The following is a 23735-nucleotide window of genomic DNA, read 5'->3' on the forward strand; positions in this document are numbered from 1 at the left end:
GGGTGCTTATGATTGACGGTTGATGGACCGCCGGCAGCCGGCCACCGGAGAAGGGGCAGGGGAGCCACAGGGCGGGGAAACCTTAACATAATCAAAATTCTCTCCGGAGAAAGGGGTACCGCCCTGGTGCTGGTGGCCTTAGCCCTGGTGGTCATCCTGGGCTGCGCCTCCCTGGTTACGGACATCGGATTGGTCTACTCCACCAGGACGCGCCTGATCAACACCGCCGATGCCGCCGCTTTGGCCGGTGTGCAGGAACTCCCTGGGGACCCCGAACGGGCGCGGGAGGTGGCGGAGGAATATGCCGCTGCCAACGGTATTTCCCCGGAGGAACTGGTTGTGGAGGTGGCGGCGGATCGGCGCTCGCTCACGGTGCGGCCGCATCGCCAGGTGCAGTTTCTTTTTGCCCGGGTTCTGGGGTTCACCGGTCAGGATGTGGAGGCTGCGGCCACTGCTGTGGTGGCACCCCTGACCGGGGCCTCGGGGGTGGTGCCCTTCAGCATCGAAGAGCAGGAGCTGGAATTCGGCCGGGAATACGTTTTAAAAGAGGGAGCGGGGAACGGTCCCGCCCAGGATGGGGATGACGGAAAAAAGCACGGCTGGTACGGAGCCCTTGATCTCGATAACAGCCCCGGGGGTGGGGCCGACGACTATAGGGAACAGGTGAAGAACGGCTACCCGGGTCTGCTCCGCGTTGGTGACAGGGTACTCACCGAGGCGGGAAACATGTCGGGCCCCACGACAGAAGCGGTCAACTACCGCATCGGGCGGTGCAGGGAAGGCTGCACCTTCGAGAACGCCCAGAGGGGTTGCCCGCGGGTGGTGATCGTACCCGTTGTCCGGGTGGTGGAATGGGATGGGAACCACCCTAAAGAGGTGGAGATCCGCGGATTTGCGGCCTTCTTCCTGGAAGGGGTAGGCGGCCAGGGCAAGGATAACTATGTTGTTGGACGTTTTATCAGGACCGTCGCCTCCGGGGAGTTAGCAGAAGAAGGACAGGAGGAGCAGGACTACGGGCTTTACGGCGTTAGGCTGGTTCGTTAGTTTTTTAAGATCATTTGAACGAGGTGAGTAAAAAGGTGCGTCCCAGGATGATGATCGCCCTGGCCGTGGTTCTTGCCGCTATAGCTACTGGGGCATGCTATCTCTACCTGCAGCAGGCAGTGGAGGGAGTGGCTGCTGATGAGGAATATGCTTCCGTTGTTGTTGCCAGGACGGCCATCCAGGCCAGGACCCCGATAGAGAGGGAGATGGTGGAGCAGGTGAAACTGCCCGCCTCCGCCGTCCACCCCCATTCCCTGCGTAAACTCGATGATGTGATCGGTAAAGTGGCGCTGGAGCCCTTGGTGGCCGGGGAGCAGGTGCTGAGCGACCGGCTGGTGGCGCAGGGGGATGCTAAGTCGGGACTGCCTTACCGCATTCCGCCCGGCAAGAGGGCGGTGACGGTGCCGGTGGATGAGGTGGTTGCGGTCGGCTGGCAGCTGCGGCCGGGAGACCACGTAGACGTTTTAGGGACGGTGGAGGTACCCGGGAAGGAGGGCCGGGTGACCGTAGTGGCCCTTCAGAATGTGGAGGTCCTGGCCGTCGGGAAGGAAATAGAACCCGAGCGAGATGGGAAGCAGAGTGAAGTGAAAACGGTAACCCTGGCCGTGACCCTGGCCGAGGCGCGGCTGCTGGTGCTCGCCGGTGAGGAAGGCGTGATCAGGCTGGCCCTGCGCAACCCGGTGGACCATGAAAAAACGGCTGTTCCACCTTGCGAGATCAAGGATCTGCTGGCTGCCGGCGCAGCCGCAGCAGCGGTCGGTGCCGGGGGTTCCCGATGATTGGCGGGGAGTGAGAGCTTTGGAAGAGGCGAAGAGGAAAAGGATCCGGGTTCTCATCGTCGATGACGTGCCGGAAACCTGTGAGAATATCCGGTGCCTGCTGCACTTCGAGCCGGGCGTCGAGGTGGTGGGGGAGGCCCGGGACGGGGAGGAGGCCGTCAACAAGGCGGAAAAACTGCGGCCGGATGTCGTTCTGATGGACATCAACATGCCGGTGATGGACGGTATTGCCGCCACCGAGGCGATTTCCTGCCGCGTTCCGGGCAGTTCCGTTATTATCATGTCCGTTCAGGGGGAGCAGGAATACCTGCGCCAGGCCATGATTGCCGGAGCCAGGGACTACGTCGTCAAGCCCTTTACCAGTGATGAGCTGACCGCCGCCATCTACCGCGTCTACGAACTGGATCAGAGGCGGCTGGATAGGGTGCAGAATCTCCACGCCGGGAGCTTCGGCCAACCGCGGGGGCAGGTGATCACCGTTTTCAGCACCAAAGGAGGGGTGGGCAAGACGACTCTGGCGGTGAACCTGGGGGTCTGCCTGTCTCATCTGTTCGGGTTTTCGGTGGCCCTGATCGACCTCGACCTGCAGTTCGGGGACGTGGCAGTGCTGCTCGATCTCACGCCCCGTCGCTCGATCGCCGATTTGGCTGCTGACTTTAACCAGCTGGATGAGGAGCTCCTGGAGGCGACTCTGGCACGCCATTCTTCAGGGTTGCGCGTCCTGGCCGCTCCGCCGCGCCCCGAGTATGCTGAAATGGTGAGCCCGCCTCTGGTGGAAAAGGTGATTAAACTCCTCTCCAACCGCTACGACTATATTCTGGTGGACACCCCGGGGAGCTTCACAGATGCCGGTATGGTCGCCCTAGACTATGCCCACCAGATTCTGCTGGTTCTTTCCCTCGATCTGCCTACCCTCAAAAACATCAAGCTCGGCTTGGAGGTTCTTGACTCCCTGCACCATAAGGATAAAGTCAGGGCAATTCTCAACAGGTCGAATATGGAGTTGGGGATCGGGCCGGGGGATGTGGAGAAGAGCCTGGGGATTTCCCTGGCGGCTCAGATTCCCAGCGACGGACGCGTCGTTGTGGAGGCGGTTAATGTGGGAAGGCCCTTCGTCCTCAGCCACCCTAAGAGCCGGGTTGCGGAAAGCCTGCGGCAGCTTGCCGGGGAACTGGCACGGACTAATTCGCAGGTGCAGCAGGAGAAGAAGAAAAAAGGGCTTTTGCGGTCATTTAATCCTCTGAGCGCCTTACAGGATGGGTGATTGCTTTGTCGCTTTTGAAGAGATTGCAGGAAGAAAGGCCGGAACGGCCGGGACCTCTACAAGAAGCGGCCGCAGCCGGTGGGCCGCGGCAGGATAACCTCTGGGATTTAAAGTTTGCCCTGCATCAGAGGGTCGTGGAGGAGCTGAAGCAACTTCGCAAGTTCGATGCAGGGGGAACGGAAGAGCGCCGTCAGGCTGAGCCCAGAATCCGGGAGATCGTCGAAGGTTACCTGTCGGAGAAGGGGCTCCTCCTGACGCGCGGTGATCAGCAGCGCCTTTTCCAGGAGCTGCTGGACGAGGTTTTCGACTTTGGGCCGATCAGTCCTCTCTTGCGTGACCCGACCATTTCTGAAGTGATGGTTAACGGCCCTTCGCAGGTGTACGTGGAACGAAATGGAGTGCTGGAGTATACCGGTGTGCGCTTCCGGGATGACGACCACGTGCTGCGGGTGATCGAAAAGATGGTGGCACCGCTCGGCCGCAGGATCGATGAGTCTTCCCCGATGGTTGATGCCCGTCTCCCCGACGGTTCACGGGTGAACGCCATCATTCCGCCCCTTGCTCTCAACGGCCCCACCTTGACAATCAGGAAGTTCAGCAAAGACCCCTATCAGATCGCCGACCTCATCCGCTTCGGGACGTTGAGCGGGGAGATGGCGAAGTTTATCGAGGCCTGTGTGAAGGCGCGCCTCAATATCGTCGTCTCCGGTGGAACCGGATCGGGGAAGACCACAACCCTGAACGTGCTCTCCTCCTTCATTCCGGATGGGGAGCGGATCGTTACCATTGAAGATGCTGCAGAGCTGCAGCTGCGGCAGGAGCACTGGGTGCGCCTGGAAACACGCCCCCCCAATATTGAGGGCAAGGGGGCCGTCACCATCAGGGACCTGGTGCGCAATGCCTTGAGGATGCGGCCGGACCGGATCATCGTCGGAGAGGTGCGCAGCGGTGAGGCTCTGGACATGCTCCAGGCGATGAATACCGGGCATGACGGCTCTCTGACCACTGGCCATGCTAATTCCCCCCGGGACATGCTGGCCCGGCTGGAAACGATGGTCATGATGGCCGGAATGGAACTTCCGGTGCGGGCGATCAGGGAACAGATCGCCTCTGCCCTCGACCTGATCATCCATCAAAACCGCCTGCGGGACGGCAGCAGAAGGATCACCCACATCACCGAGGTCCAGGGAATGGAGGGGGACACCATCGTCCTCCAGGATCTCTTCGTCTTTGAGCAGACAGGTCTGGAGAGACGGGGGCAGGTTCTGGGGAGGTTCCGGAGCACGGGGATAAGGCCGAAGTTTATGTGGAAATTCCAGGCTGCCGGGATCGTGCTTCCCGACGAGATCTTCTTAAAGAGCGGGGTGTGAAGGATGTACACCGTTCTGGTTCTGACCTTTGCTGCGACTTTCCTTTTTGTCCTGGGAGTCTGCGCCCTGCTTTCGGGGAACTACACCCTCGTTGCAGAGCGCCTGGCCCGCTGTACTTCCCGCAGAAGGCCGGCAGTAAGTGGGGCGGAGCGGCGGGAGGGCGGAGCTTTCGGCCGCCGGTTGCTGCGCCGCGGAGGAAGAATTTTTGCTCCTCTGAAGATCGGTGAAAGACTGGAGGAAAAGCTCGCCCGGGCCGACATCCCCCTGCGGGGGGAGGAGTTTCTTTTCCTGGTTGTGCTCCTCGCATTAGGGGTTCCTTTGCTCCTCTTCTTTTTAGGTGCGAACCTGCGGCTGGCAGTTGCAGGTGGGCTGGTCTCCTCTCTGCTCCCCTGGATTTACGCCGAGCGGCGGCGGCAGAAGCGCCTGCACCTTCTGAGCGACCAGCTTGCCGATTCCCTCACGGTTATGGCCAACGCCCTTAGGGCCGGCCACAGCTTCCTGCAGGCCATGGAGATGGTAGCCGGGGAAACAGCGCCCCCACTGGCAGAAGAATACGGAAGAGCCTTACGGGAGATGCAGCTCGGTACCTCCGCAGAGGCGGCCTTGAACAATCTCTCCAAGCGGGTGGGGAGCGATGATCTCGACCTAATGATTACCGCCTTGCTGATCCAGCGCCAGGTAGGGGGGAACCTCTCCGAGGTGTTGGACAAGATTGCGGAGACCATCAGGGAAAGGGTGCGCATCAAAGGGGAGATCAGAACCCTCACAGCCCAGGGGAGGCTGTCGGGGCTGATCATCGGCCTGCTGCCCCTGGTCTTGCTGGGGCTTCTCTTCGTCATCAACCCGGTTTACGTCGCTACTCTTTTTAGCGATCCCCTGGGAATCCTGCTGGTGGGTAGCGCGGCCTTAGGCGAGGTTCTGGGTATCGCGATCATCAGGCGGATTGTGGACATCCGTGTCTAGCAGGAGGGGATGGGCGCGTGCTGGTGCCGGTCTTGGCATTGGTCTTTTTGAGCTGTTGTCTGCTGTTTTTGGGGATCTTGCGGCTGCTTTTTCAAGATCGCCTGCTGGTGGCTGAGCGCTTGCAGCGGATCAAAGGGGGCGAGAAGGCCCCCAGGCTGCGCGAGGAACTCAAGCAGCCTCTTCTGGCCAGAATCGGAAAGCCGGCCTGGCACAGACTGTCGGGCTTCTTTACCCGCCGCATGAGCGGTGAGAAGCGGGAACAGTTTCGGCGGCGCCTAGAAGCGGCGGGAAATCCGGCGGGTTTGGAGCCGGGTGGCTTTCGCCTCCTTCAGGCTCTGCTGGCCTTACTGTTGGGAGGTGCCGGAGCGGCCTGGGCTGCGGCCAACGGCAGCGCCGGGAAACCGCTGCTGCTTCTCTCCCTGGCCGGGATGGTGGTCGGGGCGTTGCTGCCGGAGCTCTTCCTGGAGATCAAGATTAATGAAAGGCGCAGGGCTGTAGCGCGCTCCCTCCCCGACGCTCTCGACCTTCTCACCGTGAGCGTGGATGCCGGGCTGGGCTTTGACCTCTCCCTCGTTAAAGTTACCGAGAGATTCCGGGGGGTGCTCTCTGAGGAGCTGAAGCGCCTCCTCCAGGAAATGAAACTGGGGGTGCCCCGGCGGGAGGCCCTGCAGAACCTGGCCAAACGAACGGGAGAGGAGAATCTGACGAGCTTTGTCAACTCGCTGGTGCAGGCGGAGCATCTGGGGGTCAGCATCAGCAATATTCTGCGGCTGCAGTCCGCGGAGATGCGCCGCAGGAGGCGCCAGCGGGCTGAGGAACTGGCGATGCAGGCCCCCGTCAAAATGCTGTTTCCTCTGATTTTTTTCATTTTCCCCGCCCTCTTCGTGGTGCTGCTCGGTCCCGCTCTGATCCAGATCCTAAGACACCTGTGAAAAGCGGCTCTGCTCCGGCGGCTGCCGATACCTGCCGGAGGCGGATAACGCAATTGTGGCTGCAGCGGCAGGAGGCGGCTGCAAACGCCTTTGCTTTTGGATGCCTTCTAACGGGATGGGTCTTTAACAAGAGAGTGAATGAAACAAGGGGGAATGTTCGTGGAGATTTATAATACCACACGACAAGTTGTGCTGGCGGAGGACGTCCAGGTCGCCGTAAACTTCTTCGACCGGCTCAAGGGATTGCTGGGAAGGCGGGAATTCCGGGTGGGGGAGGGGCTTCTTTTGAAACCCTGCAGGGCCGTGCATTCGTGCTTTATGCTGTTTCCGATCGATGTCGTCTTTCTGGACGACCAAATGGTCGTCGTACACATCATTGAGGGCTTACCCCCTTTCCGTTTAAGCCCGGTTATTTATGAGGCCAGTTCTGTGCTGGAGCTCCCCGCGGGCGTGACCCGCTTGAGCGGCACCCGGATCGGAGACCGGCTCTCTTTGCGCGTCTCCTTTCATTGAATTTGCTGCACCCCTTCTTCTCCCGCATCTTCGCAAAGCTGATTTGACGAAGGCATGAATCTCCTGTAGTCATTGGCAGGAATTTTCTGTTTTTAATGGAACTTGATCAGCTGTAGGCCGTCGCGGCCGCCCGGAAGGCGGTGGGAGGAGCGCCAACCGGCTGCTTTGGACGTAAATCGTAGTTTCATTGCTGCTGCAAGGCCTCCGGGCGGGCAGGGAAAAGTGTCCGGAACGCATCCATGTTCGTTCTCCTTCAGGCCTTCGGCAAAAAACCTGCTCTTTATCCTCGAAAGGCGGCCGATTTCCGGGGTTGGTGGGTCGAGCCCTGATTAAGGAAGGGAAGGAATCATGAGGCTGTTTTCGCTGTATCTGGCAGAGGGGAGGGGATGGGGGCTGGTTTTTCTCTCCCCCGATCCCATCTTCGATTTTACCTTCCTCCGCACTCAGGGGGAGGTAACTTGCCTGGAGCCGCTCACCCCCTTTCTTCCCGTTGGCATCGCCGGCTGCCTTTTTCACGGCATCTTGAGGCAATACCGGGCGGCCGACCTGTCTTCGGCCGCACCTGTGCCGCTTGAGGAGCTGCGGGATCTCTGCCTCCGGGAGGCCGGACGGATGGATTTCCCCTTCTGGGATTGGGGGGAAGAGAACCGGCCGGCCGCTCTCGAAGGCCCTTCTCCTGCTGTTCATCCCCTTCCCCGGCGGGACGAGTTGGGGGAGGTGGCCTCCCTGCTCGCCGGCAGACTTCTAAGCCTCCGGGAGATCGCCCGCCTTGCCGGGTACCCCGGTGAGGGGGGAACGGCGGCTCTGCAGCGCGTCCTGCAGGTTCTCTGTCTCCGGGGAGCGGCTGCCCTGGTGCCCGCCCTTTATCCTCTGAAGGGAAGCCTTGTGCGCTGCCAGCGCTGCGGTTGGGAGGGCATTCCGGATACCGGTTTCTGCCGGGCATGCAGGAGTGAGGCCTGCTGCACCTGCCCGGAGTGCCGCCTGATGGGGCCGTTGAGCCTCTGTGAGCCCCTTTACACCGCAGTGCCGCAGCGGTCTGCCGAACGCCAGGCATTGGAAAAGGCGGGCGTTTGGGGCCGCCTCCAAAAACTTTTCGGTCTGGGGAAAAGGGATGGGGGGAGGGAGGAGGCCGGGGGGCGAGAGGTTTTGTGCACTCCTCTGTTCTTCGGAGTCGCCCCTTGGGGAAAGAGCAACTGCAGGGCGGAGGCAGCAAAAGGGGGAGCGCCTTCCTCCGCGGTGAGGCCGAGGCACCCCTTGCGCCTGGAGGTCCGCCTGACCCCGCCCCAGGAGGCCGCGGCTGAGGCGCTGCGGGATTTCGGCGCCCGGGCTGCTCCCGGCAGCACATTTTTGGTCTGGGCCGCCTGTGGGGCCGGCAAGACGGAGGTTTCCTTCCCCCTTTTAGGTGATGCCCTGAGCCGGGGTGAGGAGGTGCTCTTTGCCACCCCCAGGCGCGATGTGGTGCTGGAGATCGCCCCCCGGCTCACCCGTGTGTTCGGAAAGAAGGTGATCGTTCCCCTTTACGGGGGGAGCGGCAATCTGGGGAGGGAGGCTCCCCTGATTGTGGCCACCACCCACCAGGCTTTGCGCTTTTACCGCAAGTTTGACCTGGTGATCCTGGATGAAGGGGATGCTTTCCCCTATGCCGGCAGCCGAATGCTGCACTTCGCCGTAGAGAGGGCGCGCCGCCCCGGCGGCAGGCTGGTTCTCTTAACCGCCACTCCGGCGCCCTGGATGTTCGGGAGCGGCCGGAAGGGAAGTTTTGCCATGATAAAAATACCTGCCCGGCCTCACGGGTTCCCGCTCCCGGAGCCCCGTTTTTTGACTGTCGACCCTTTGCAGAATACCGGGGGGAAGAAGCGGCTGCGCAGGGAAGTGCTGGATTTGATCGCCTCCCTGTTGAAGCTGCCCGGGGCGCGGCTGTTTATTTTTGTGCCTTCTGTGGCCCTCACGGGGGTTGTGGGCGAGGCCCTGCGGGCCGCAGCCGGGGAGCCTCCTTTGGAAGGGATTTGTCCGGAGGCGTTTCAGTGGAGCCATGCCGGCGACCGCCGCCGCGATCTAAAAAGGGAGAGGTTTATGGCGGGGGATTTCCCCGTCCTGGTGACTACCACCATCATGGAGCGGGGGGTTACCGTGCCCCGGGTTCACGTCGTGGTTCTGGATGCGGGGGAGGAGATGGTCTTTGACACCCCGACACTTGTGCAGATCGCCGGTCGCTGCGGCCGCAGCCCCGATTACCCCACAGGTGAGGTCTGGTTCGTCGACAGCGAGATCAGCAGGGCGATGGAGGAGGCCAGGGCGCAGATCCGCTCCTTCAATGAGGAGGCCCGGCGCAAGGGCTACTTGAGAGATGACTACGGCATCCTCTTGAAGGAGCTCCAGGCGTTTCCCTCCGGCGTGAAGGGGAGCGTCAAAGATGTGCCTTAGATGTCTGCGGGGCACGGCGAGAAGGGTGGGATGGCGATGAGGGACTGGAGAAGAGTGGCGCTCGAAATGCTGACAGGCCTTGTTTTTGCCCGGGATCCCGGCTGCCCCTTGTGCGGGCGTCCGGGGTTTCCCGGTCACCTCTGTCGGGCCTGCATGGAGATGTTGGCGGAGCTCGGGCGCGGGATGGTGGTCTGTGAGAAGTGCGGGAGGTTCTGTCCCGGTTTGAGGGAGGGGAGCCTCTGCCGGGAATGCGTGGAGGAACCGCCACCTTACATCAAGGCCCGCGCCGTCGCCCCTTACGAGGGGCAGCTAAGGGAGGCTCTGCATCAGTTCAAGTTTTTCGGGAGGAAGGAGCTGGCCGGACCTTTCGGAGAGGTGATGGCGGCTCTGGCGGCGGCGTTCTTCCCCCTGCGGCCTGCCGGTGTGGTGGTTCCCGTTCCCCTGCCTGAAAGGCGCGAACGGGAGCGCGGTTTCAACCAGGCGGCGCTTCTGGCAGGGGTGATCGGGGATATTTTGAGGCTTCCCGTTTTTAAGAGGGCTCTCGTCCGCACCAGAGAGACGCCGAGCCAGGCCACCCTTTCCCGGGGGCAGCGGCAGGCCAACCTTTGCGGTGCCTTTGCGGCAGGGGAGGATTCCTCTGCGGTTGCGGGCCGGAACGTTCTGCTGGTGGACGACGTTTATACCACCGGGGCGACCGCCTCGGAATGCTCAGGCGCCTTGCTGGCAGCAGGAGCCGGGGCGGTCTACGTGGTCACCCTGGCAACGGGTATTGAAATACAGAGCAAGGGGCCGCCTCCCGCCCCGGCAGAGGAGCAAATGGGTAAAGCCCATACCGGGGCGGCAGACTGCCGGAGCTGTGAGTGACCGGAAGAGTTTTTTCAGAGTGGACCACCATGCCGCCGGCGGCGGCACCAACAGAGGAAAAATGGTTTATCCTTGCCGGCGCAGCGGAGATCGTTACTTGCCCTTAGCGGAGGAGCAGCAAACGGCAGCCGAATCGAGACAGAATGTCGAGAGAGGTGACTCTGCAGCAGGGATGCCGCCACAGGAGCCGGCCGGCTACCGTCTGCAGGGCTATTAAGTCGGGTTGAACCGGGACGGCAGGTGGGATTCTTCCCGAGAGGCGGGTTTGTGAGGCGTTATCGGGAATTTAAGCCGGAAGTTCGGAGAGCAAGCGCAATGGTAATCCGAAGCGGATCTCCGGGATATGTATAGAAATAAGGGGCCGGGCGCAATAATAAGAGAGCCAGAAGAGGAGGGATCTCGGCGTGCCTTTTTTGCTGTTGTTGTTGCTGTTTCCGCTCTTGCTGCTGCTGTTATTTTTAAACGTGGCCACTTTTTCCTTTTCCCGCCTGGGAATGTCTCCTGAGAGTGCCTTTCTTTTTTTAACCGCTTCGATAATCGGGAGCACCGTCAACATACCGCTTTCCCGCCGGCGGGTGCTGGTGCGGGAGCGGCGGGCCTTCCCTTTTTCGCTCTTTCTCTTTTACTACCCGCCGGTTGTGCAGGAGCGGGTGATCTACCTTAATGTTGGGGGAGCGGGACTCCCGGCCCTTCTCTCCCTCTATCTGCTGTTGGGCGGCCGGGCACCGCTGATACCATCTCTGTTTGCCCTGATTATCGTCACCATCGTAGCTAAGGCCATGGCCAGGCCGCACCCCGGGGTGGGTATCGTTATGCCTGCCTTTATTCCCCCGCTGGTGGCCGCAGCTGCGGCGCTTCTCTTCTCCCCGCCGGGGCAGGCGGCACCTGTTGCCTACGTCGCCGGGACCATGGGCACCCTCATCGGTGCCGACCTTTTGAACTGGAGGGCGATTCAGAATCTCGGGGCGCAGGCAGTAAGCATCGGCGGGGCAGGCATCTTCGACGGGATTTTCCTGGTCGGGGTGATCGCTGCCTTTATCGGCTGATGATGGAGCGATTGTGAAAGTTACGGGATCCGTTTTTAAAATAATGGTAAAATAATGGTGAGCGAATTGTACCTGATCCCCCTCTCCACCCTTGTACTCTCCGGAGAACCGTCTGAATTCCTGAAAGAGCGGGAGAAGCGGATTGTACTTGACATCGAGGGGAAAGGATTACCTCTGAGTCGAGGAGGCGTTGCCATGCCTGATGATAAAGGGCCGGATTTTTCGCCGGAATTTATGGATAAATACCGGTTTCTCCAAAGGGAACGGGCTGTGAGAATACGGAAGCTTGAGGAACAGGCCCGGAAGAAAGCAAGAGAAATTGCCGCAGTTCTTAAAGAAAAATATGGAGTAAGCAAGGTTTACCTTTACGGCTCGCTGGCATGGGGCGGCTTCACGGAGGGATCTGATATCGACCTCCTTGTTACCGGTTATCAGGGCCATGATTTTTGGAGGATGTATGTAGAGGTGGAAAGAACGGGAGCGCCGTTCGAAATCAGCCTGGTTTGCGAGGAAGATGCCCATCCGTCCTTACGGAAGGCGGTTATCGAGAGGGGAATTTTATTATGACTATAGAGGAATTTCTTCTTGTTAAAGCTAAAATAAAACGGGAATTGGAAAATATCTCCCTTTTAGAAGATGAGCTGGCTGGTTATAAACTTTTCCCGGTGATCGAGACTGATTCATTGGGGGGATTCTACCTGGAGGACAATGCCGCCTGCAGAATCATTGGTTCTATTCTGCATGATTATTATGTTGCCGTTGAAAACATCTTTAAGGCGGTTGCCAGGAGGATTGACGGCGTATTATTAGCGGGTGAACAGTGGCATAAGGAATTGTTGGAGCAAATGACTCTGGATGTTCCCGGGATACGCCCGCCGTTGCTCAGCGGGGAAACATCGGAAAAGCTTGACAAGTTGAGAGGATTTCGTCACGTATTCAGAAATGTTTACGGTTTCAACCTGGCATCTGAAAGGATTCGTGAGTTGTTGGCAGAACTCCCGGTAACCTCTTCTTATTTCAAGAGGGATGTGGACGATTTTATAAAGAAAATGGAGAAACTGCTATTTCAATAATTCATCCATAGGAATGTTCGGGATTTGATGCTCTTACGCATCGAGTTTCCGCAATATTCTTTGGAGGGATTGACCGGCCTTTTCTGACGAACCGCTACTGTTATTCCAGTGGCGGTCTTTTATTTTGCATGAGCGGGTTCACCACAGCCAGCGACGGCATCCACGAAGTGGTCGACGATGTGGTCTACGCCCGAGCAGTATGGCCGACGAGATAAACCCGGCAGAGGATCCCCAAAATGAAGATCCCTGGCAGGATCTCTGGTTCTACTCCAACCCCATCTTTGTCAAGGTGGTATGGGCTCGAGTGAGCGGGCGAGTGAGCGCGGGCTCTTTACATGGGCCGCAGTGGTGAGTATAATAGTCGTAAAAAATGAATAGGATTACTTTTCAGGTGCCCGCAAGGGAGAATAGGGAATCAGGTGTAAATCCTGAGCGGTCCCGCCACTGTAAACAGGGACGAACCCGAAGGAGCCACTCGGTTGGCCCACCAGCCGGGGAAGGTTCGGGGGAGAATGAGCTGTGAGCCAGGAGACCTGCCTGAAAGGTTTATGCCGCCCTCGCGGAAAAGGGTGGGCGTAAGCATGGATGATGGTAAAGTCCACGCTTAGGTTGAGGCGTGGACTTTATTTTTTAGCAAATCTAACGGAGGGGATGGTCTATGGAAAAGGTTTACGAAGAAAAGGTGCTGGAGGTGGAGCCTTTTGGAATCGAGCCCATTCCGAAGCAAGAACGGCACGGGCGCGCCCGACAGCTGTTTACCCTGTGGTTTGCCTCGAACCTCAATGTGGTTACCTGGTTCACAGGCTTCCTGGGAATTGAGTTCGGGCTCTCTTTAAAATACGCCGTGCTGGCCATCATTATAGGCAATTTGCTGGGTGGTGTTCTGCTCGCCCTGGCCTCCGCGGTGGGCCCGCAGCTGGGGCGGCCGCTGATTCCCGGAAGCAGAAGAGCTTTCGGGAAGGTGGGAGTGGTCGGACTGTCTTTTCTCAACCTGGTCAACAACATCGGCTGGCTTGCCGTCAACCTGGTGCTGGCGGTGATGGCCTTCCGGAAGATCGTGCCCTCCCTCGGCTACCACCCTGCCCTGCTGATCCTGACGGTGGCCACCATGCTGATCGCCGTCTACGGTTACAATTTCATCCATACCTTTGCCCACTGGATGTCTATCGTGATTGGGGCTCTGTTCCTCGCCATGACGGTGATTTCCGTCAGCAACCTCCCCCATCTGTTGAGCGGAGCTGAGAGCGCGGCAGGGGGGGTTGACTGGGGGATGTTCATCCTCGCCGTTGCCGTCGCCTTTTCCTACCAGATAAGCTACTGCCCCATCGGCTCTGATTATTCCCGTTATCTCCCGGAAAGCACCCCTCGGGTAAAGGCCTGGTTGGCTACCTACCTGGGCTGTGTAACAGTCTGTATCTGGCTGGAGATCCTCGGCGCCCTGACGGCGACACTGGGGATGCATGCCGGCCCCATGGATTTCTTCGCCAGGCTGATGGGTGTCTTTACGGTTCCCGCCTTGATTGCGGTGATCCTCAGCATCATGCCGATCAACGCCATGGCCGTCTACAGCGGGGGGCTTGCCGCTCTGGCGATGGGGATTCCCATGAAGAGGTGGGTGGCCGCCCTGGTCACCGCCGGTATCGGCGCTCTGCTCATCTCCTTCGGCGGGGGACACCTGGCCGAAACCTACAAGAACTTTCTGCTGCTCCTCTCCTACTGGATTGCTCCCTGGCTGGGGGTTGTGCTGTGCGACATCTTTTTCAACCGGCAGCCTGAGGCCGAACGGAACGGCAGCGGCTGGCCGGGGATAGTCTCCTTCATCTGCGGGGTGGTGATCTCCATACCCTTTATGAGTTCGGTGCTGTACACCGGCCCCATCGCCAGGAATTATCTGGGCGGGGCCGACATCAGCTATTTCTTGAGCATGACCGTCACGGCGCTTCTTTACCTGATAATTATCAAGGCCAAGAATGCCGTTAAAAAGGAAACCTTAACGGCACGGGCCCCGGTTGGGGCTGCCGGAATGGAGTAGGAGGGATTCCCGGTGAATCAGTTGGAAGGCGCTCTGGCCGCGGATCCGGTATCCCCGGGCAATGGCAGGGATCCCCGGATGCCGGGTGACTTAAAGTTTTTACGAAGCCTGCAGGACAAGGGGTGTTGGCTGTGGAATTGAAGCTGGAGGATGCGGTTAAAGGGATCAGGCCCGTCGACGGCGAATGGCGCCGGAGGGCCCGGGAGCATCTGAACAACCTGGCCATCCCGGTGGGAAGCCTGGGACGGCTTCTGGACATCGCCGAACAACTGGCTGCCATCAAGGAAAGCCTGAAGCCTTCGGTGGGGAAGAAGGTGGTGGTCACCATGGCCGGCGACCACGGTGTTGTAGAGGAGGGGGTCAGCACCTGCCCCCGGGAAGTGACCCTCCAGATGGTTTACAATTTCGTGGCCGGAGGGGCCGGGATCAATGCCCTGGCCGGAGCAGCAGGCGCCAGGGTGGTGGTCGTGGATATGGGGGTTGCCGGGGATTTAAAGGAGCTGGTGGAGCAGGGGAAGATCCTTTCCCGCAAAGTGGACTTCGGAACGCGCAACATGACCCGGGGCCCCGCCATGACCAGGCAGCAGGCGGTGCAGGCCCTGGAGGCCGGAATCGACATCGCCGGGGATCTGGTCCGGGAGGGCGCCGAGCTGCTGGGAACGGGAGATATGGGGATCGGCAACACCACACCCAGCAGCGCCGTCCTGGCGGCCCTTTCAGGCCTGCCGGTCCGGCAGGTGACCGGCAGGGGCACCGGGATCGATGATGAAACCCTGGACAGGAAGGTCCGGGTGATCGAAAGGGCCCTTGCCGTAAACAGGCCGGACCCACAGGACCCGGTAGACGTCCTGGCCAAGGTGGGAGGGTTCGAGATCGGGGGGATTGCCGGGCTGATTCTCGGTGCGGCTTACTACAGGGTGCCCGTGGTTGTGGACGGCTTTATATCCACCGCCGGTGCCCTCCTGGCGAAACACATCGCTCCCCAGTGTGTTGATTACATGATCGCCGCCCACCGGTCCATGGAGTACGGCCACCGGTATATGCTGGAGGAACTCGGCCTGCAGCCACTGCTCGATCTCAACATGCGGCTGGGGGAGGGCACCGGAGCCGCCCTGGCCATGTGCATTGTGGAGGGGGCGGCGCGGGTGATCCGCGAGATGCTTACCTTTGAGGAGGCCGGGGTTGCCCGGAACAAGTCCAGGGAGTATGCGGTATGAAGAACGGTTTTCTGAAACACGACCCGCAGGATCTTTCCCCGCAGTACCTCGAGGATCTGGCTACCGGCTACTGGTTTTCGGAGGTCCTTTTCACCGCGGTGGAGGCCGGGCTGTTTACCCTCCTTGCCGGAGGAGGCATGAGGGCGGCCGAAATCGCTGCAGCCCTCGGTTTCGACCCGGCGGGGACGGAGCGCTTCCTGAACGCCCTCTGCACCCTGGGCTTGCTCGGCCGGAACGGAGACGTGTTCTTCAATACCCGGCTTTCGGACACCTACCTGGTCGGGGGAAGGGAGCACTACCAGGGGAACTCCATCCTCTGGAGGAAATACTTGAGGGAATCCTGGCGCGGCCTGCGGGAATGCCTGGAGGCGGGGGGGAGGGTGGCCTACCCCCCGCCGGAGGAATCCGGGGAAAACATGCGGCGGCGGGTGGAGATGTACATCCGGGCGATGGACGACGTGGCCGGAACCAAGGTGCGGGAAATTCTGCCGGTTTTTGAAGGGGTCTTCGGCACCGGCAGGATCCTGGACGTGGGAGCGGGCTCCGGAGCGGTGGCTGCCGGCTTCCTTCAATGTTTCCCGGGGCTTACGGCCACCCTGGTGGACCTCCCCGAGGTGCTGGAATTCGCTAAAGGGATGCTGGAGGAAAGGGGGCTGGGGGGCCGGTTCACCTGCCACCCGGCGAACATCCTGGAGCCTGATGCGCTTCCGGAGGGGCCCTTCGAGCTGGTGATCCTGTCCAACATCGTCCACGCCTATTCGGAGCGGGAGATCGCCCTGCTGCTTTCCCGGGCGGCGGGGTGCCTGGGTGCCGGAGGCTACCTGCTCGTGCACGATTTCTTTCCGGAGCACCGGCCGGAAAAGGCGGCGCTGCTGGATTTGAATATGTTGATCAACACCTACAACGGCAGGGTTTTGTCCGCCGGTTGGGTGCGGGAAGAGCTGGAGGCCCGGGGGCTTTGCTGCACTGAGCCCGTGCCCCTGCGGACCGATACCGCCCTGGTGATCGCCGCCCGGGATGCCGGGGCCCTGGGGAGGTTGCGGCTGGCGCCGGAGCAGCGCCTGATCTCCCGCATCAGGTCCCTGGGGTTCCGGGAGGTTCGCTCCATCCCCGCGGCGGAGGTGCATGTTCCCGACTGGGTGGACCTGCGCTGCCGCTACGGCTGCGAAAACTACGGCAGGCCGCACTGCCCTCCCCACACCCCGCCGCCGGAGAAAACCCGGGCCGCTCTGAGGGATTTTTCGACAGCCCTGCTGCTGGAAGGGGAGCCCCCGGCGCGGGACTTTCAGCGGAGGGTCCTGGCCGCGGAGAGGGAGGCTTTTCGGACGGGGTACTATAAGGCCCTGGCGTTCTGGGCGGGGCCCTGCGCCTTCTGCCCCTCCTGCCCGGAGTCCGGCCCCTGCCGGCACCCCGGGGAGGCCAGACCTTCCATGGAGGGGTGCGGGATCGATGTCTATGAGACGGTGAGGAGGGCCGGCCTTTCCCTCAGAACCCTGCAGGACCGGCGGGATTACGTCAAATACTTCGCCTTGCTGCTGCTGGAGTGAAGAGCCGTGCGCCTGTTGCTTGTTCAGACCCCCTCCGTGGAGGTTTTCAGCGCCGAAAAGGTTTATCCCATCGGGATCGTTTCCCTGGCGGGACACCTGCGCGCCGCCGGCCACGAGGTGCAGATTCTGGATATGAACCTGCATCCTGACCCCTTCGGGCAGCTTCAGGAGAAGCTCCTGGACTTCCGGCCGGAGGTGGTCGGGCTTTCTTTAAGAAATATCGATCCCCTGGGGAACAAAACCAGCTCCCTCATTCCCCAGTTTATCGTCACCGCCAGGATGGTGGCCGCACTTCTTCCCGATGCCCGGCTGATCGCCGGGGGCACCGGTTTTTCCCTTTTCCCGGAGCGGATTATGCGGGAGGTGCCGGAGCTGGACTACGGGATTGTAGGGGAGGGGGAGAGGTCATTCCCTGCCCTGTTGGCCTCCCTCGACAGTCCGCCGCCGCTTCCGGGGCTCTGCTACCGGGATAACGGTTCGGTATATATGATGGCGCCGGATCGGGATTTTGATATGGCCGGCTATACGCCGCCGGACCGGAGGCTGTGGGACCCCGCTCCTTATGCCGGCATCAACAGCTATGTCCCCGCCATCGGGGTCGAAACCAAGCGTGGCTGCCCCTTTGCCTGTACATACTGCGTTTACCCGCAGCTCCAGGGCCGCAGGCTGCGCTGCCGCTCCGCCGCCTCGGTGGTGGATGAGATCGAATTCCTGCATAAGGAATTCGGGATCCGGAGCTTTCATTTCACCGATCCGGTGCTGAACATCCCCCCGGGCCACCTCGAGGAGATCTGTCGGGAGATCCTGAGAAGAAAGCTGGAGGTGCGGTGGGACGGCTTTTTCCGGGAGGACCACCTGAACGAGGAGAACATCGTCCTCTTCGAAGCGGCCGGCTGCGAGTGCTTCTCTTTTTCCCCGGACGGCCTGTGCCAGGAGGCGCTGGAGGTGCTGGGGAAGCAGCTGACCGAGGCGGACATTTTGCGGGCTGCCGGCCTGGCGGCCAGAAGGGAGGCCCTCAGCGTCTACCACTTCATGGTCAACGTGCCCGGAGAAACCGAAGAGACCTGCCGGAGGGGGATCGAAATGCTGGAACGGATCTACGACCTGCACGCCTCCGGGAAAAACCTGGGGACCGTGGTCCTGAACAACATCCGGATTCTGCCCGGCACCGGGATCGAAAGGATCGCCAGGGCGGAAGGGGTGATCGGGCCCGACACCGACCTGCTTTACCCCGTCTATTACAATCCCAAACCTTTTGACACCTTGAGGTACCGGCTGGAGACGCTCAGCCTCTACCGGAATGTATTCATGTGGAAGGGGGTACATGCCGAAAATGAGGGTAGTGTTGCTGGAACACCCCAGGGCGGTCGTGCCTGAGAGGTGCAACGACATCGCCAATACCCCCCTTGCCTCCTGCCTCCTGACGGGATACACGGCCGGGGTGCTGCAGGAGGCGGGGCATGAGGTGGAGATCGTGGAGGGCTACCTGGATCACCTATCTTACGAAGAGATCGGGAGGAGGATCGGGGATGCCGTTCCCGGCCTGCTGGGGGTCCACATGGTCTACCAGTGGCAGAGGGACCGGCTGCTGTTCGACTTTCTGGAGGGCCTGAAGGCCTCCGGGGCCGTCCCCTACATCGCGGTGTACGGCTATTACCCCACCTTTGCCTTTGATGCCGTCTTAAGGGAGTGCACGGCGGTGGATGCGGTGGTGGTGGGAGAGCCGGAGCTCACCTTCGCGGAGCTGGCGGGGCGGCTTGCCCGGGGTGGGGAGATCGGGGGGATTCCCGGCCTTGCCGTGAGGGATGCGGACGGAGGAATCAGGTGCACCAGACGCGAGCCGGTAAAGGACCTGGACCGGCTCCCCTTCCCGGTGCGCACCCCGGCCATGATGCGGCTTCCCGAGGTGAACCTCCAGGGGAGCCGGGGGTGCTACGGGGGGTGCACCTTCTGCTACATCAACCCCTTCTACGGGCAGGGTTCGCACTGGCGGGGGCGCAGCCCGGAGAATATCGCCGCCGAGATCGACAAGATCCTGGAAAAATGGGGAAAAAGGGATTTCTACTTCACCGATCCCAATTTCTTCGGCCCCGGGGAGCGCGGCCAGAAGAGGGCGCTGCGCCTGGCTTCTCTCCTTAAAGACCGGGGGGTCCGCTTCGGCATCGAGGCCCGGGTGAACGACATCCGTGACGAAACCATCGGGGCGCTTGTCGCCGCCGGCCTGCGGAGCATCCTGATCGGGCTGGAGAGCGGCCGGGACGAGTCCCTGCAGAGGATGAACAAGAGAACCACCGTCGCCCAGAACGAAGCTGCCCTGCGGATCCTCAGGAAGCACGGCATCGAGCCCAACGTCGGCTTTATCATGTTCGAGCCCGACTCCACCCTGGAGGATGTACGGGCCAATTTCGAGTTTCTCAAGAGAAACCGGCTGCTGGAAAAGCTGGAGATCACCGCCAACGTGCTCTACCACCACCAGATCGTCTTGAAAGGCACCCCCGCCTACCGGGAGCTGGATAGAAGCGGGCGTCTGAGGATTTCGGACAATCCCTATGAAGGAACGGCGGTCTACGAAAACGACGGGGTCGCCTGCCTGGCGGAGGTGATGAGGGGCCTCACCAATTTCCTGTTCACCCGCCTGTCGGGGGTCTGGAGCGGCAGGGTGCAGCCGCCCCCGGAGGCCCCGGAGATCTTCAGGCGGGCTAACGCTCACCTGGTGGAGTGTTTTGAAACCATCCTTTCCACCCTTGAAGCGGGGGGATGCCTGCAGGAGGCGGAAAGGGATGCCTTTGTGAAGAGGCACGAGCTTCACCTGGCCGGGCTGCTGGCGGGGATACCGGAGGGTTGAGAAATACCGGGTGGGCATTTTTCCTTATCTTGTTCAACCGCCCGCCTCTTGTTATACTGGAGGTGGATGGAGCGTTTTCTGCCGAATGATGGCGTGCCGGGGGGGATCGCTATGGAATTGAGGAATTGTCCGGAATGCGGAAAATTGTTCGCCTTCCTTTCCCGTAATCTATGCCCGGAATGTGCTGCTCTCGAAGACGAATACGTAAAGAGGATTCAGGAGTATCTCGACGGGCCAGGGGGGGCGACAATAAAAGAGATCAGCGACGCTACCGAAGTCCCTGAGGAGAAAATAATTTCACTGCTCAGGGAGGGGAGGCTCATAGTCAGAGGGAAGGCGTGTCTGCTGGAGTGTGAGCGCTGCGGGAAACCGATCGACAGCGGGCGTTACTGTGCGAGTTGCCGGGCGATTCTGGCGAATTCCTTAAAGGGGAGTTCTGCGGTGTCTCCGAAGCCGATGGCCGGGGAGGAAGAACGGCCCCAGGGTTGGAAGAAAGCCCGGATGCATACGGCCGGGCTAAGCCGCGCAAGTGACCGGTAAACTGTCGTATTTCTCCTTTTTTGAGGTGTATGGGCAGAACTTGGCTTCATATGAATCTCAAGTTTTTCTGTTTATTGACGAATAGAGTATTGTAAGTGGTTTTAACCGTCACGTTCCGGTATCCGGCGGCTGTTGCTGCCGCCGGCGGAGCAAATTACGGAGTTTCAGCCCTTGTAAGGAGGGGAAGGGCTTTGAACATTTCCGGCGAACAGATGGAGGTGGCGCTGCGCCTTTACGGAACGCAGAGCGCGGAGCGGCCGCAGGGCCTGAAAAGGCAGCAGCAAAAGGAAGAGGCGGTGGAGCCGCAAGGTGAACAGGGGCTTGACCGGGCCGAGCTGTCCCCGCAGGCGCTCGATTACCGGAAGATCAAGGAGGCGGTGCTGGCGGCTCCGGAAATCAGGGAGGACCGCGTCCGGGAGATCAGGGATGCTCTGGCCAAAGGTGATTACCGGGTGGCACCTGAGGATGTTGCCGCCAGGATGCTGGAGCGCCCGGCGGGCGATCTTTAAGCCGTGACCGGCTCCGAGAGAAAGGGTAAGGAAGCGATGTCCGGTTTGCAGGCTCCTCAGGGGAGCGGCAGGGCGAACTTGCGGGAAGATCCTGCCGCTTTCATCGAAGAGGGAGAACGGCTCTGCGCCCGCTTGAGAGAACTCGCCTTAAAGAAACGCAACCTCCTGCTGGCCGGTTTGATGGGCGAGCAAGGCGTTGGGGAGCTGGAGCGGATTCAAAAGGAGGAGGCTTCTCTGTTGCCCGGGTTAAGTGCTCTGGCGGAGCGAGTCCCTCTCTTTTCAGGCGGAACCTCCGCAGGGGGTTCTTCTGACGCCGCAGGGAAGGTCTCCGGCAGTGTCCGCCTGCGGGCGGCGCTGGAGGAGTTGCAGGACCTAAACCGGAAAAACGGGCTGCTTTTGCAGGGCCTGATGGCCTATGTGGGTTCCGCTCTGCCCCTTCTCCGGAGGTGCGCGGAGGGTGAAACCTACCGGCAGGTGGGTAATAGGGAAGAGGTTGAAAAGGTGCTCGCGAGGAGAAGCCGCTTCGACCGGCAGGCATAGCGGCGCAGGAAAAAGGTCTGGAGGGATGACGGTGAGCTCTATTTTTTTCGGCCTGGAGATCGGCCGGCGCGGTCTGCAAGCCCAGCAGCGCGCCCTTGATGTGACCGCCCATAATGTGGCCAACGCCAACACGCCGGGCTATACCCGCCAGGAGGCGGTGATGGCTGCTGCTGATCCAATCCCTGTGCCCTCGCTCAACATGCCGTCGGGAGCCGGGCAGTTGGGGACGGGTGTGGAGATAACCGCCATCCGGCGCTTGCGGGACGGCTTCATCGACCTTCAGATACGCAATGAAAGCATAAGTTTGGGTTATTGGGAGGCGCGCCAGGAGAATCTGAACAAGATTGAAGGGATCTTCAACGAACCCTCTGAAAGCGGCCTGCAGTCCGTCTTTGAGCTCTTCTGGCAGTCACTGGAGGAGTTGAGCAAAAACCCCGAGAGCCTGGCAGCCCGTTCTTTGGTGCTGGAGCGCGCCCAGACGCTGACGGAGACCTTCAACCACCTCGATTCCCGTTTGCAGGAACTCCAGCAGGACATCAACGCCACCGTCAAGATCAAGGTGGACGAAATCAATTCTTTAGGGCGGCAGATCGCCGATTTGAACCAGCAGATTTTAAAGATCGAGGTCATGGGGGCGCGGGCCAACGACTTGCGCGACAGGCGCGACCTCCTGGTCGACCAGTTGGCGAAGATCGTTCCCGTGCAGGTCCAGGAGGACGGGCGCGGTGTATTCACGGTCACCCTCGGGGGCTGCCCGCTGGTGGAGGGCGCACAGCTCAACAGGCTGGCCGTTGAGAACGATCCCGGTGTCTACGACGTGGTTTGGGAAACGCCGAAGGGGCGGGAGGCCGCCGTCGACGGGGGCTACCTGGGTGGGCTGTTGGATATGCGCGATGATTATATTCCCGATCTTAGGGAGAAGTTGGATAATCTGGCCGCTGAGTTTGCAATAAAATTTAATGAGATCCACCGTCAGGGTGCGGGAGTGAACGGTGACACAGGAATGAACTTTTTTATTAATAAGGATGATAATACAGGCGACGGTATTACTGCCGGGAATATCGGTATAAATGAGGATATTGTTGAAGACCCGTTGAAGCTTGCAGCAGCTGTTTTTGTTGAAATCACAGATGATCCAAAACTCTACGAGAACAAGATAGAAATCAGTAATATATGGTATACTTGGGATACCGGCGACGGCAGCAATGCCCTCGACCTGGCCGGGTTGAAGCACCAAACCATTGATGGGCTGGGGACCACCTTCGACGACTATTACCGCTCGATGATCGGCGTGCTGGGCGTGGACGCCCAGCAGGCGGTGCGGATGAAGGAGAATCAGGAGCTGCTGGTCTCCCAGCTGGAGAACAGCCGCCAGGCGGTCTCCGGAGTCTCCCTCGATGAGGAGATGATCAATATGATCAAATTCCAGCACGCCTACAGCGCCGCCTCCCGCCTGATCACCGCACTGGACGAGATGCTGGAGATCATCATCAACCGCATGGGAGTTGTCGGTCGCTGATAACTCGAGTTAAAGGAGGCTTTTACCCTCTCCGGCCTCAATGCCGCCTCCAGGAGGCCGGGCAGATGGCCGGCCTCCTCAGAACCTGCGGACGTTCCGGCAGCATGAATTGTCCGGCAGGGCGTTAATCATCCTTTTCCAGCTCCTCGATCTGGTTGACATAAGTTAGGCGGTCGGCGGCGTCGGGCAGCAGCGGGAGATTGTACCGGGCTACTGCCAGTGCCGCTTTTTTGCTTCCTTCCGCCAGGCAGCGGGCGGTTTCGGCATCGGCGCGCACCGGGGGATAGGACTCGGGAAAAGCCCGGTGGATCGCTGCCGCTATCTCGGCGGCGCAGCGGGCGATCTTCAGGGGCACCTCGATCATCCGGAAGGGCCCCAGGGGGTTTCCCTCCACGAAATCCCTGATGGCAAACCCGTCCTCCTGCGCCAGGGCGAAGGAGCGCTTTGTCAGTGCCAGCGCTTTTTTCAGCATCCCCTTCCAGAAGTCTACCCTCTTTTCAGCCCCCTCCCCGTTGCCGGGGAGATCCGCTCTGCTTTCTTCGGCCTTGCGCAGGTTCACCCGGCAGAACATGGCGAAGAGGGCCGCGGCATGGGCGGCGGTCATGGCGGCGGAGGAACCGGCGCTCGGATAGAGGGAGTCCTCCGCCAGTCTGGTGAAGTAGTCCGACAGAGGCAAGTTTTTGATTAAAGGCACCTCATCCACTGGAATCCCTT

Annotated in this window: 24 protein-coding genes and 1 riboswitch; of the genes, 23 read left to right on the forward strand and 1 reads right to left on the reverse strand. The window is 60.5% G+C overall.

What is annotated here, in order from left to right; translation table 11 throughout:
• Nucleotides 1-12: 12 nt before the first annotated feature.
• The 23 genes from TPH_RS02765 to flgK all read left to right on the forward strand — a co-directional run bounded on the left by TPH_RS02765 (nucleotide 13) and on the right by flgK (nucleotide 23021).
• Nucleotides 13-1044, forward strand: a complete 1032-nt coding sequence (locus TPH_RS02765; protein ID WP_015049703.1) for a pilus assembly protein TadG-related protein — start codon at nucleotides 13-15, stop codon at nucleotides 1042-1044.
• Nucleotides 1045-1079: 35 nt separating this feature from the next.
• Nucleotides 1080-1823, forward strand: a complete 744-nt coding sequence (cpaB, locus tag TPH_RS02770; protein ID WP_049886064.1) for a Flp pilus assembly protein CpaB — start codon at nucleotides 1080-1082, stop codon at nucleotides 1821-1823.
• A gap of 10 nt (nucleotides 1824-1833) precedes the next feature.
• On the forward strand, nucleotides 1834-3087 hold the full coding sequence (locus tag TPH_RS02775; RefSeq protein WP_408033285.1) for an AAA family ATPase: 1254 nt from the start codon (nucleotides 1834-1836) through the stop codon (nucleotides 3085-3087).
• On the forward strand, nucleotides 3084-4457 hold the full coding sequence (locus tag TPH_RS02780) for a CpaF family protein (RefSeq protein ID WP_015049706.1): 1374 nt from the start codon (nucleotides 3084-3086) through the stop codon (nucleotides 4455-4457). The genes TPH_RS02775 and TPH_RS02780 overlap by 4 nt, the downstream gene beginning before the upstream one ends.
• 3 nt (nucleotides 4458-4460) lie before the next feature.
• On the forward strand, nucleotides 4461-5420 hold the full coding sequence (locus TPH_RS02785) for a type II secretion system F family protein (RefSeq protein WP_015049707.1): 960 nt from the start codon (nucleotides 4461-4463) through the stop codon (nucleotides 5418-5420).
• Between the two features lie 17 nt (nucleotides 5421-5437).
• Nucleotides 5438-6352 (forward strand): type II secretion system F family protein, encoded by a 915-nt coding sequence (locus TPH_RS02790; protein WP_015049708.1) that lies wholly within the window; start codon nucleotides 5438-5440, stop codon nucleotides 6350-6352.
• 153 nt (nucleotides 6353-6505) lie between these two features.
• Nucleotides 6506-6865, forward strand: a complete 360-nt coding sequence (locus TPH_RS02795) for a DUF192 domain-containing protein (RefSeq protein WP_028991126.1) — start codon at nucleotides 6506-6508, stop codon at nucleotides 6863-6865.
• A 348-nt stretch (nucleotides 6866-7213) separates the two neighbouring features.
• Nucleotides 7214-9289, forward strand: a complete 2076-nt coding sequence (locus TPH_RS02800) for a DNA/RNA helicase (RefSeq protein ID WP_015049710.1) — start codon at nucleotides 7214-7216, stop codon at nucleotides 9287-9289.
• Complete coding sequence (locus tag TPH_RS02805) at nucleotides 9290-10153, forward strand: ComF family protein (protein WP_049886065.1); 864 nt, start codon at nucleotides 9290-9292, stop codon at nucleotides 10151-10153.
• 19 nt (nucleotides 10154-10172) lie between these two features.
• Nucleotides 10173-10370 (forward strand): hypothetical protein, encoded by a 198-nt coding sequence (locus tag TPH_RS02810; RefSeq protein WP_037999109.1) that lies wholly within the window; start codon nucleotides 10173-10175, stop codon nucleotides 10368-10370.
• 187 nt (nucleotides 10371-10557) lie between these two features.
• Entirely contained in the window at nucleotides 10558-11199 is a 642-nt protein-coding gene (locus TPH_RS02815; protein WP_015049712.1) for a DUF1614 domain-containing protein, read from the forward strand.
• A 195-nt stretch (nucleotides 11200-11394) separates the two neighbouring features.
• On the forward strand, nucleotides 11395-11766 hold the full coding sequence (locus TPH_RS02820) for a nucleotidyltransferase family protein (RefSeq protein WP_049886066.1): 372 nt from the start codon (nucleotides 11395-11397) through the stop codon (nucleotides 11764-11766).
• Nucleotides 11763-12272 carry a ribonuclease toxin HepT-like protein gene (locus TPH_RS02825; protein WP_015049714.1) on the forward strand — a complete coding sequence of 170 codons (510 nt, stop codon included), beginning with the start codon at nucleotides 11763-11765 and terminating at the stop codon, nucleotides 12270-12272. The genes TPH_RS02820 and TPH_RS02825 overlap by 4 nt, the downstream gene beginning before the upstream one ends.
• Before the next feature lie 372 nt (nucleotides 12273-12644).
• Nucleotides 12645-12827, forward strand: a riboswitch (cobalamin riboswitch).
• 103 nt (nucleotides 12828-12930) lie between these two features.
• Nucleotides 12931-14304, forward strand: coding sequence for a purine-cytosine permease family protein (locus TPH_RS02830; protein WP_015049715.1), 1374 nt, complete (start codon nucleotides 12931-12933; stop codon nucleotides 14302-14304).
• 12 nt (nucleotides 14305-14316) lie between these two features.
• Nucleotides 14317-14445 carry a hypothetical protein gene (locus TPH_RS16170; RefSeq protein ID WP_269077478.1) on the forward strand — a complete coding sequence of 43 codons (129 nt, stop codon included), beginning with the start codon at nucleotides 14317-14319 and terminating at the stop codon, nucleotides 14443-14445.
• On the forward strand, nucleotides 14436-15521 hold the full coding sequence (cobT, locus tag TPH_RS02835; RefSeq protein WP_037999108.1) for a nicotinate-nucleotide--dimethylbenzimidazole phosphoribosyltransferase: 1086 nt from the start codon (nucleotides 14436-14438) through the stop codon (nucleotides 15519-15521). The genes TPH_RS16170 and cobT overlap by 10 nt, the downstream gene beginning before the upstream one ends.
• Complete coding sequence (locus TPH_RS02840; RefSeq protein ID WP_015049717.1) at nucleotides 15518-17068, forward strand: DUF2284 domain-containing protein; 1551 nt, start codon at nucleotides 15518-15520, stop codon at nucleotides 17066-17068. The genes cobT and TPH_RS02840 overlap by 4 nt, the downstream gene beginning before the upstream one ends.
• Before the next feature lie 6 nt (nucleotides 17069-17074).
• Nucleotides 17075-18445 carry a B12 lower ligand biosynthesis radical SAM protein BzaD gene (gene bzaD, locus TPH_RS02845; RefSeq protein WP_015049718.1) on the forward strand — a complete coding sequence of 457 codons (1371 nt, stop codon included), beginning with the start codon at nucleotides 17075-17077 and terminating at the stop codon, nucleotides 18443-18445.
• A complete protein-coding gene (locus TPH_RS02850; protein WP_015049719.1) occupies nucleotides 18402-19913 on the forward strand; it encodes a B12-binding domain-containing radical SAM protein in 1512 nt (503 codons plus the stop codon). Before bzaD ends, TPH_RS02850 begins: the two co-directional genes overlap by 44 nt.
• A 66-nt stretch (nucleotides 19914-19979) precedes the next feature.
• Nucleotides 19980-20453 carry a flagellar protein YvyF gene (locus TPH_RS02855; protein ID WP_015049720.1) on the forward strand — a complete coding sequence of 158 codons (474 nt, stop codon included), beginning with the start codon at nucleotides 19980-19982 and terminating at the stop codon, nucleotides 20451-20453.
• Nucleotides 20454-20644: 191 nt separating this feature from the next.
• Complete coding sequence (gene flgM, locus TPH_RS02860; protein WP_015049721.1) at nucleotides 20645-20962, forward strand: flagellar biosynthesis anti-sigma factor FlgM; 318 nt, start codon at nucleotides 20645-20647, stop codon at nucleotides 20960-20962.
• Nucleotides 20963-20998: 36 nt separating this feature from the next.
• A complete protein-coding gene (locus TPH_RS02865; protein WP_015049722.1) occupies nucleotides 20999-21502 on the forward strand; it encodes a hypothetical protein in 504 nt (167 codons plus the stop codon).
• 25 nt (nucleotides 21503-21527) lie between these two features.
• Nucleotides 21528-23021: a flagellar hook-associated protein FlgK gene (gene flgK, locus TPH_RS02870; RefSeq protein WP_408033286.1), complete on the forward strand. Its 1494-nt coding sequence runs from the start codon at nucleotides 21528-21530 to the stop codon at nucleotides 23019-23021.
• Nucleotides 23022-23145: 124 nt separating this feature from the next.
• Here flgK and TPH_RS02875 read toward each other — a convergent pair whose 3' ends face one another.
• Nucleotides 23146-23724 (reverse strand): cyclodeaminase/cyclohydrolase family protein, encoded by a 579-nt coding sequence (locus TPH_RS02875; RefSeq protein WP_015049724.1) that lies wholly within the window; start codon nucleotides 23722-23724, stop codon nucleotides 23146-23148.
• Nucleotides 23725-23735: the final 11 nt, after the last annotated feature.

Origin of the sequence: Thermacetogenium phaeum DSM 12270 (assembly GCF_000305935.1) — a bacterium.
Taxonomy (GTDB): Bacteria; Bacillota; DSM-12270; order Thermacetogeniales; family Thermacetogeniaceae; genus Thermacetogenium; species Thermacetogenium phaeum.

Coding starts and splice junctions, on each gene's coding strand:
- TPH_RS02785 (WP_015049707.1), top strand. CDS start 4,461: ATGTACACCGTTCTGGTTCTGACCTTTGCTGCGACTTTCCTTTTTGTC.
- TPH_RS02795 (WP_028991126.1), top strand. CDS start 6,506: ATGTTCGTGGAGATTTATAATACCACACGACAAGTTGTGCTGGCGGAG.
- TPH_RS02800 (WP_015049710.1), top strand. CDS start 7,214: ATGAGGCTGTTTTCGCTGTATCTGGCAGAGGGGAGGGGATGGGGGCTG.
- TPH_RS02805 (WP_049886065.1), top strand. CDS start 9,290: ATGTCTGCGGGGCACGGCGAGAAGGGTGGGATGGCGATGAGGGACTGG.
- TPH_RS02820 (WP_049886066.1), top strand. CDS start 11,395: ATGCCTGATGATAAAGGGCCGGATTTTTCGCCGGAATTTATGGATAAA.
- TPH_RS02825 (WP_015049714.1), top strand. CDS start 11,763: ATGACTATAGAGGAATTTCTTCTTGTTAAAGCTAAAATAAAACGGGAA.
- TPH_RS02830 (WP_015049715.1), top strand. CDS start 12,931: ATGGAAAAGGTTTACGAAGAAAAGGTGCTGGAGGTGGAGCCTTTTGGA.
- TPH_RS02840 (WP_015049717.1), top strand. CDS start 15,518: ATGAAGAACGGTTTTCTGAAACACGACCCGCAGGATCTTTCCCCGCAG.
- TPH_RS02850 (WP_015049719.1), top strand. CDS start 18,402: ATGAGGGTAGTGTTGCTGGAACACCCCAGGGCGGTCGTGCCTGAGAGG.
- TPH_RS02855 (WP_015049720.1), top strand. CDS start 19,980: ATGGAGCGTTTTCTGCCGAATGATGGCGTGCCGGGGGGGATCGCTATG.
- TPH_RS02865 (WP_015049722.1), top strand. CDS start 20,999: ATGTCCGGTTTGCAGGCTCCTCAGGGGAGCGGCAGGGCGAACTTGCGG.
- flgK (WP_408033286.1), top strand. CDS start 21,528: ATGACGGTGAGCTCTATTTTTTTCGGCCTGGAGATCGGCCGGCGCGGT.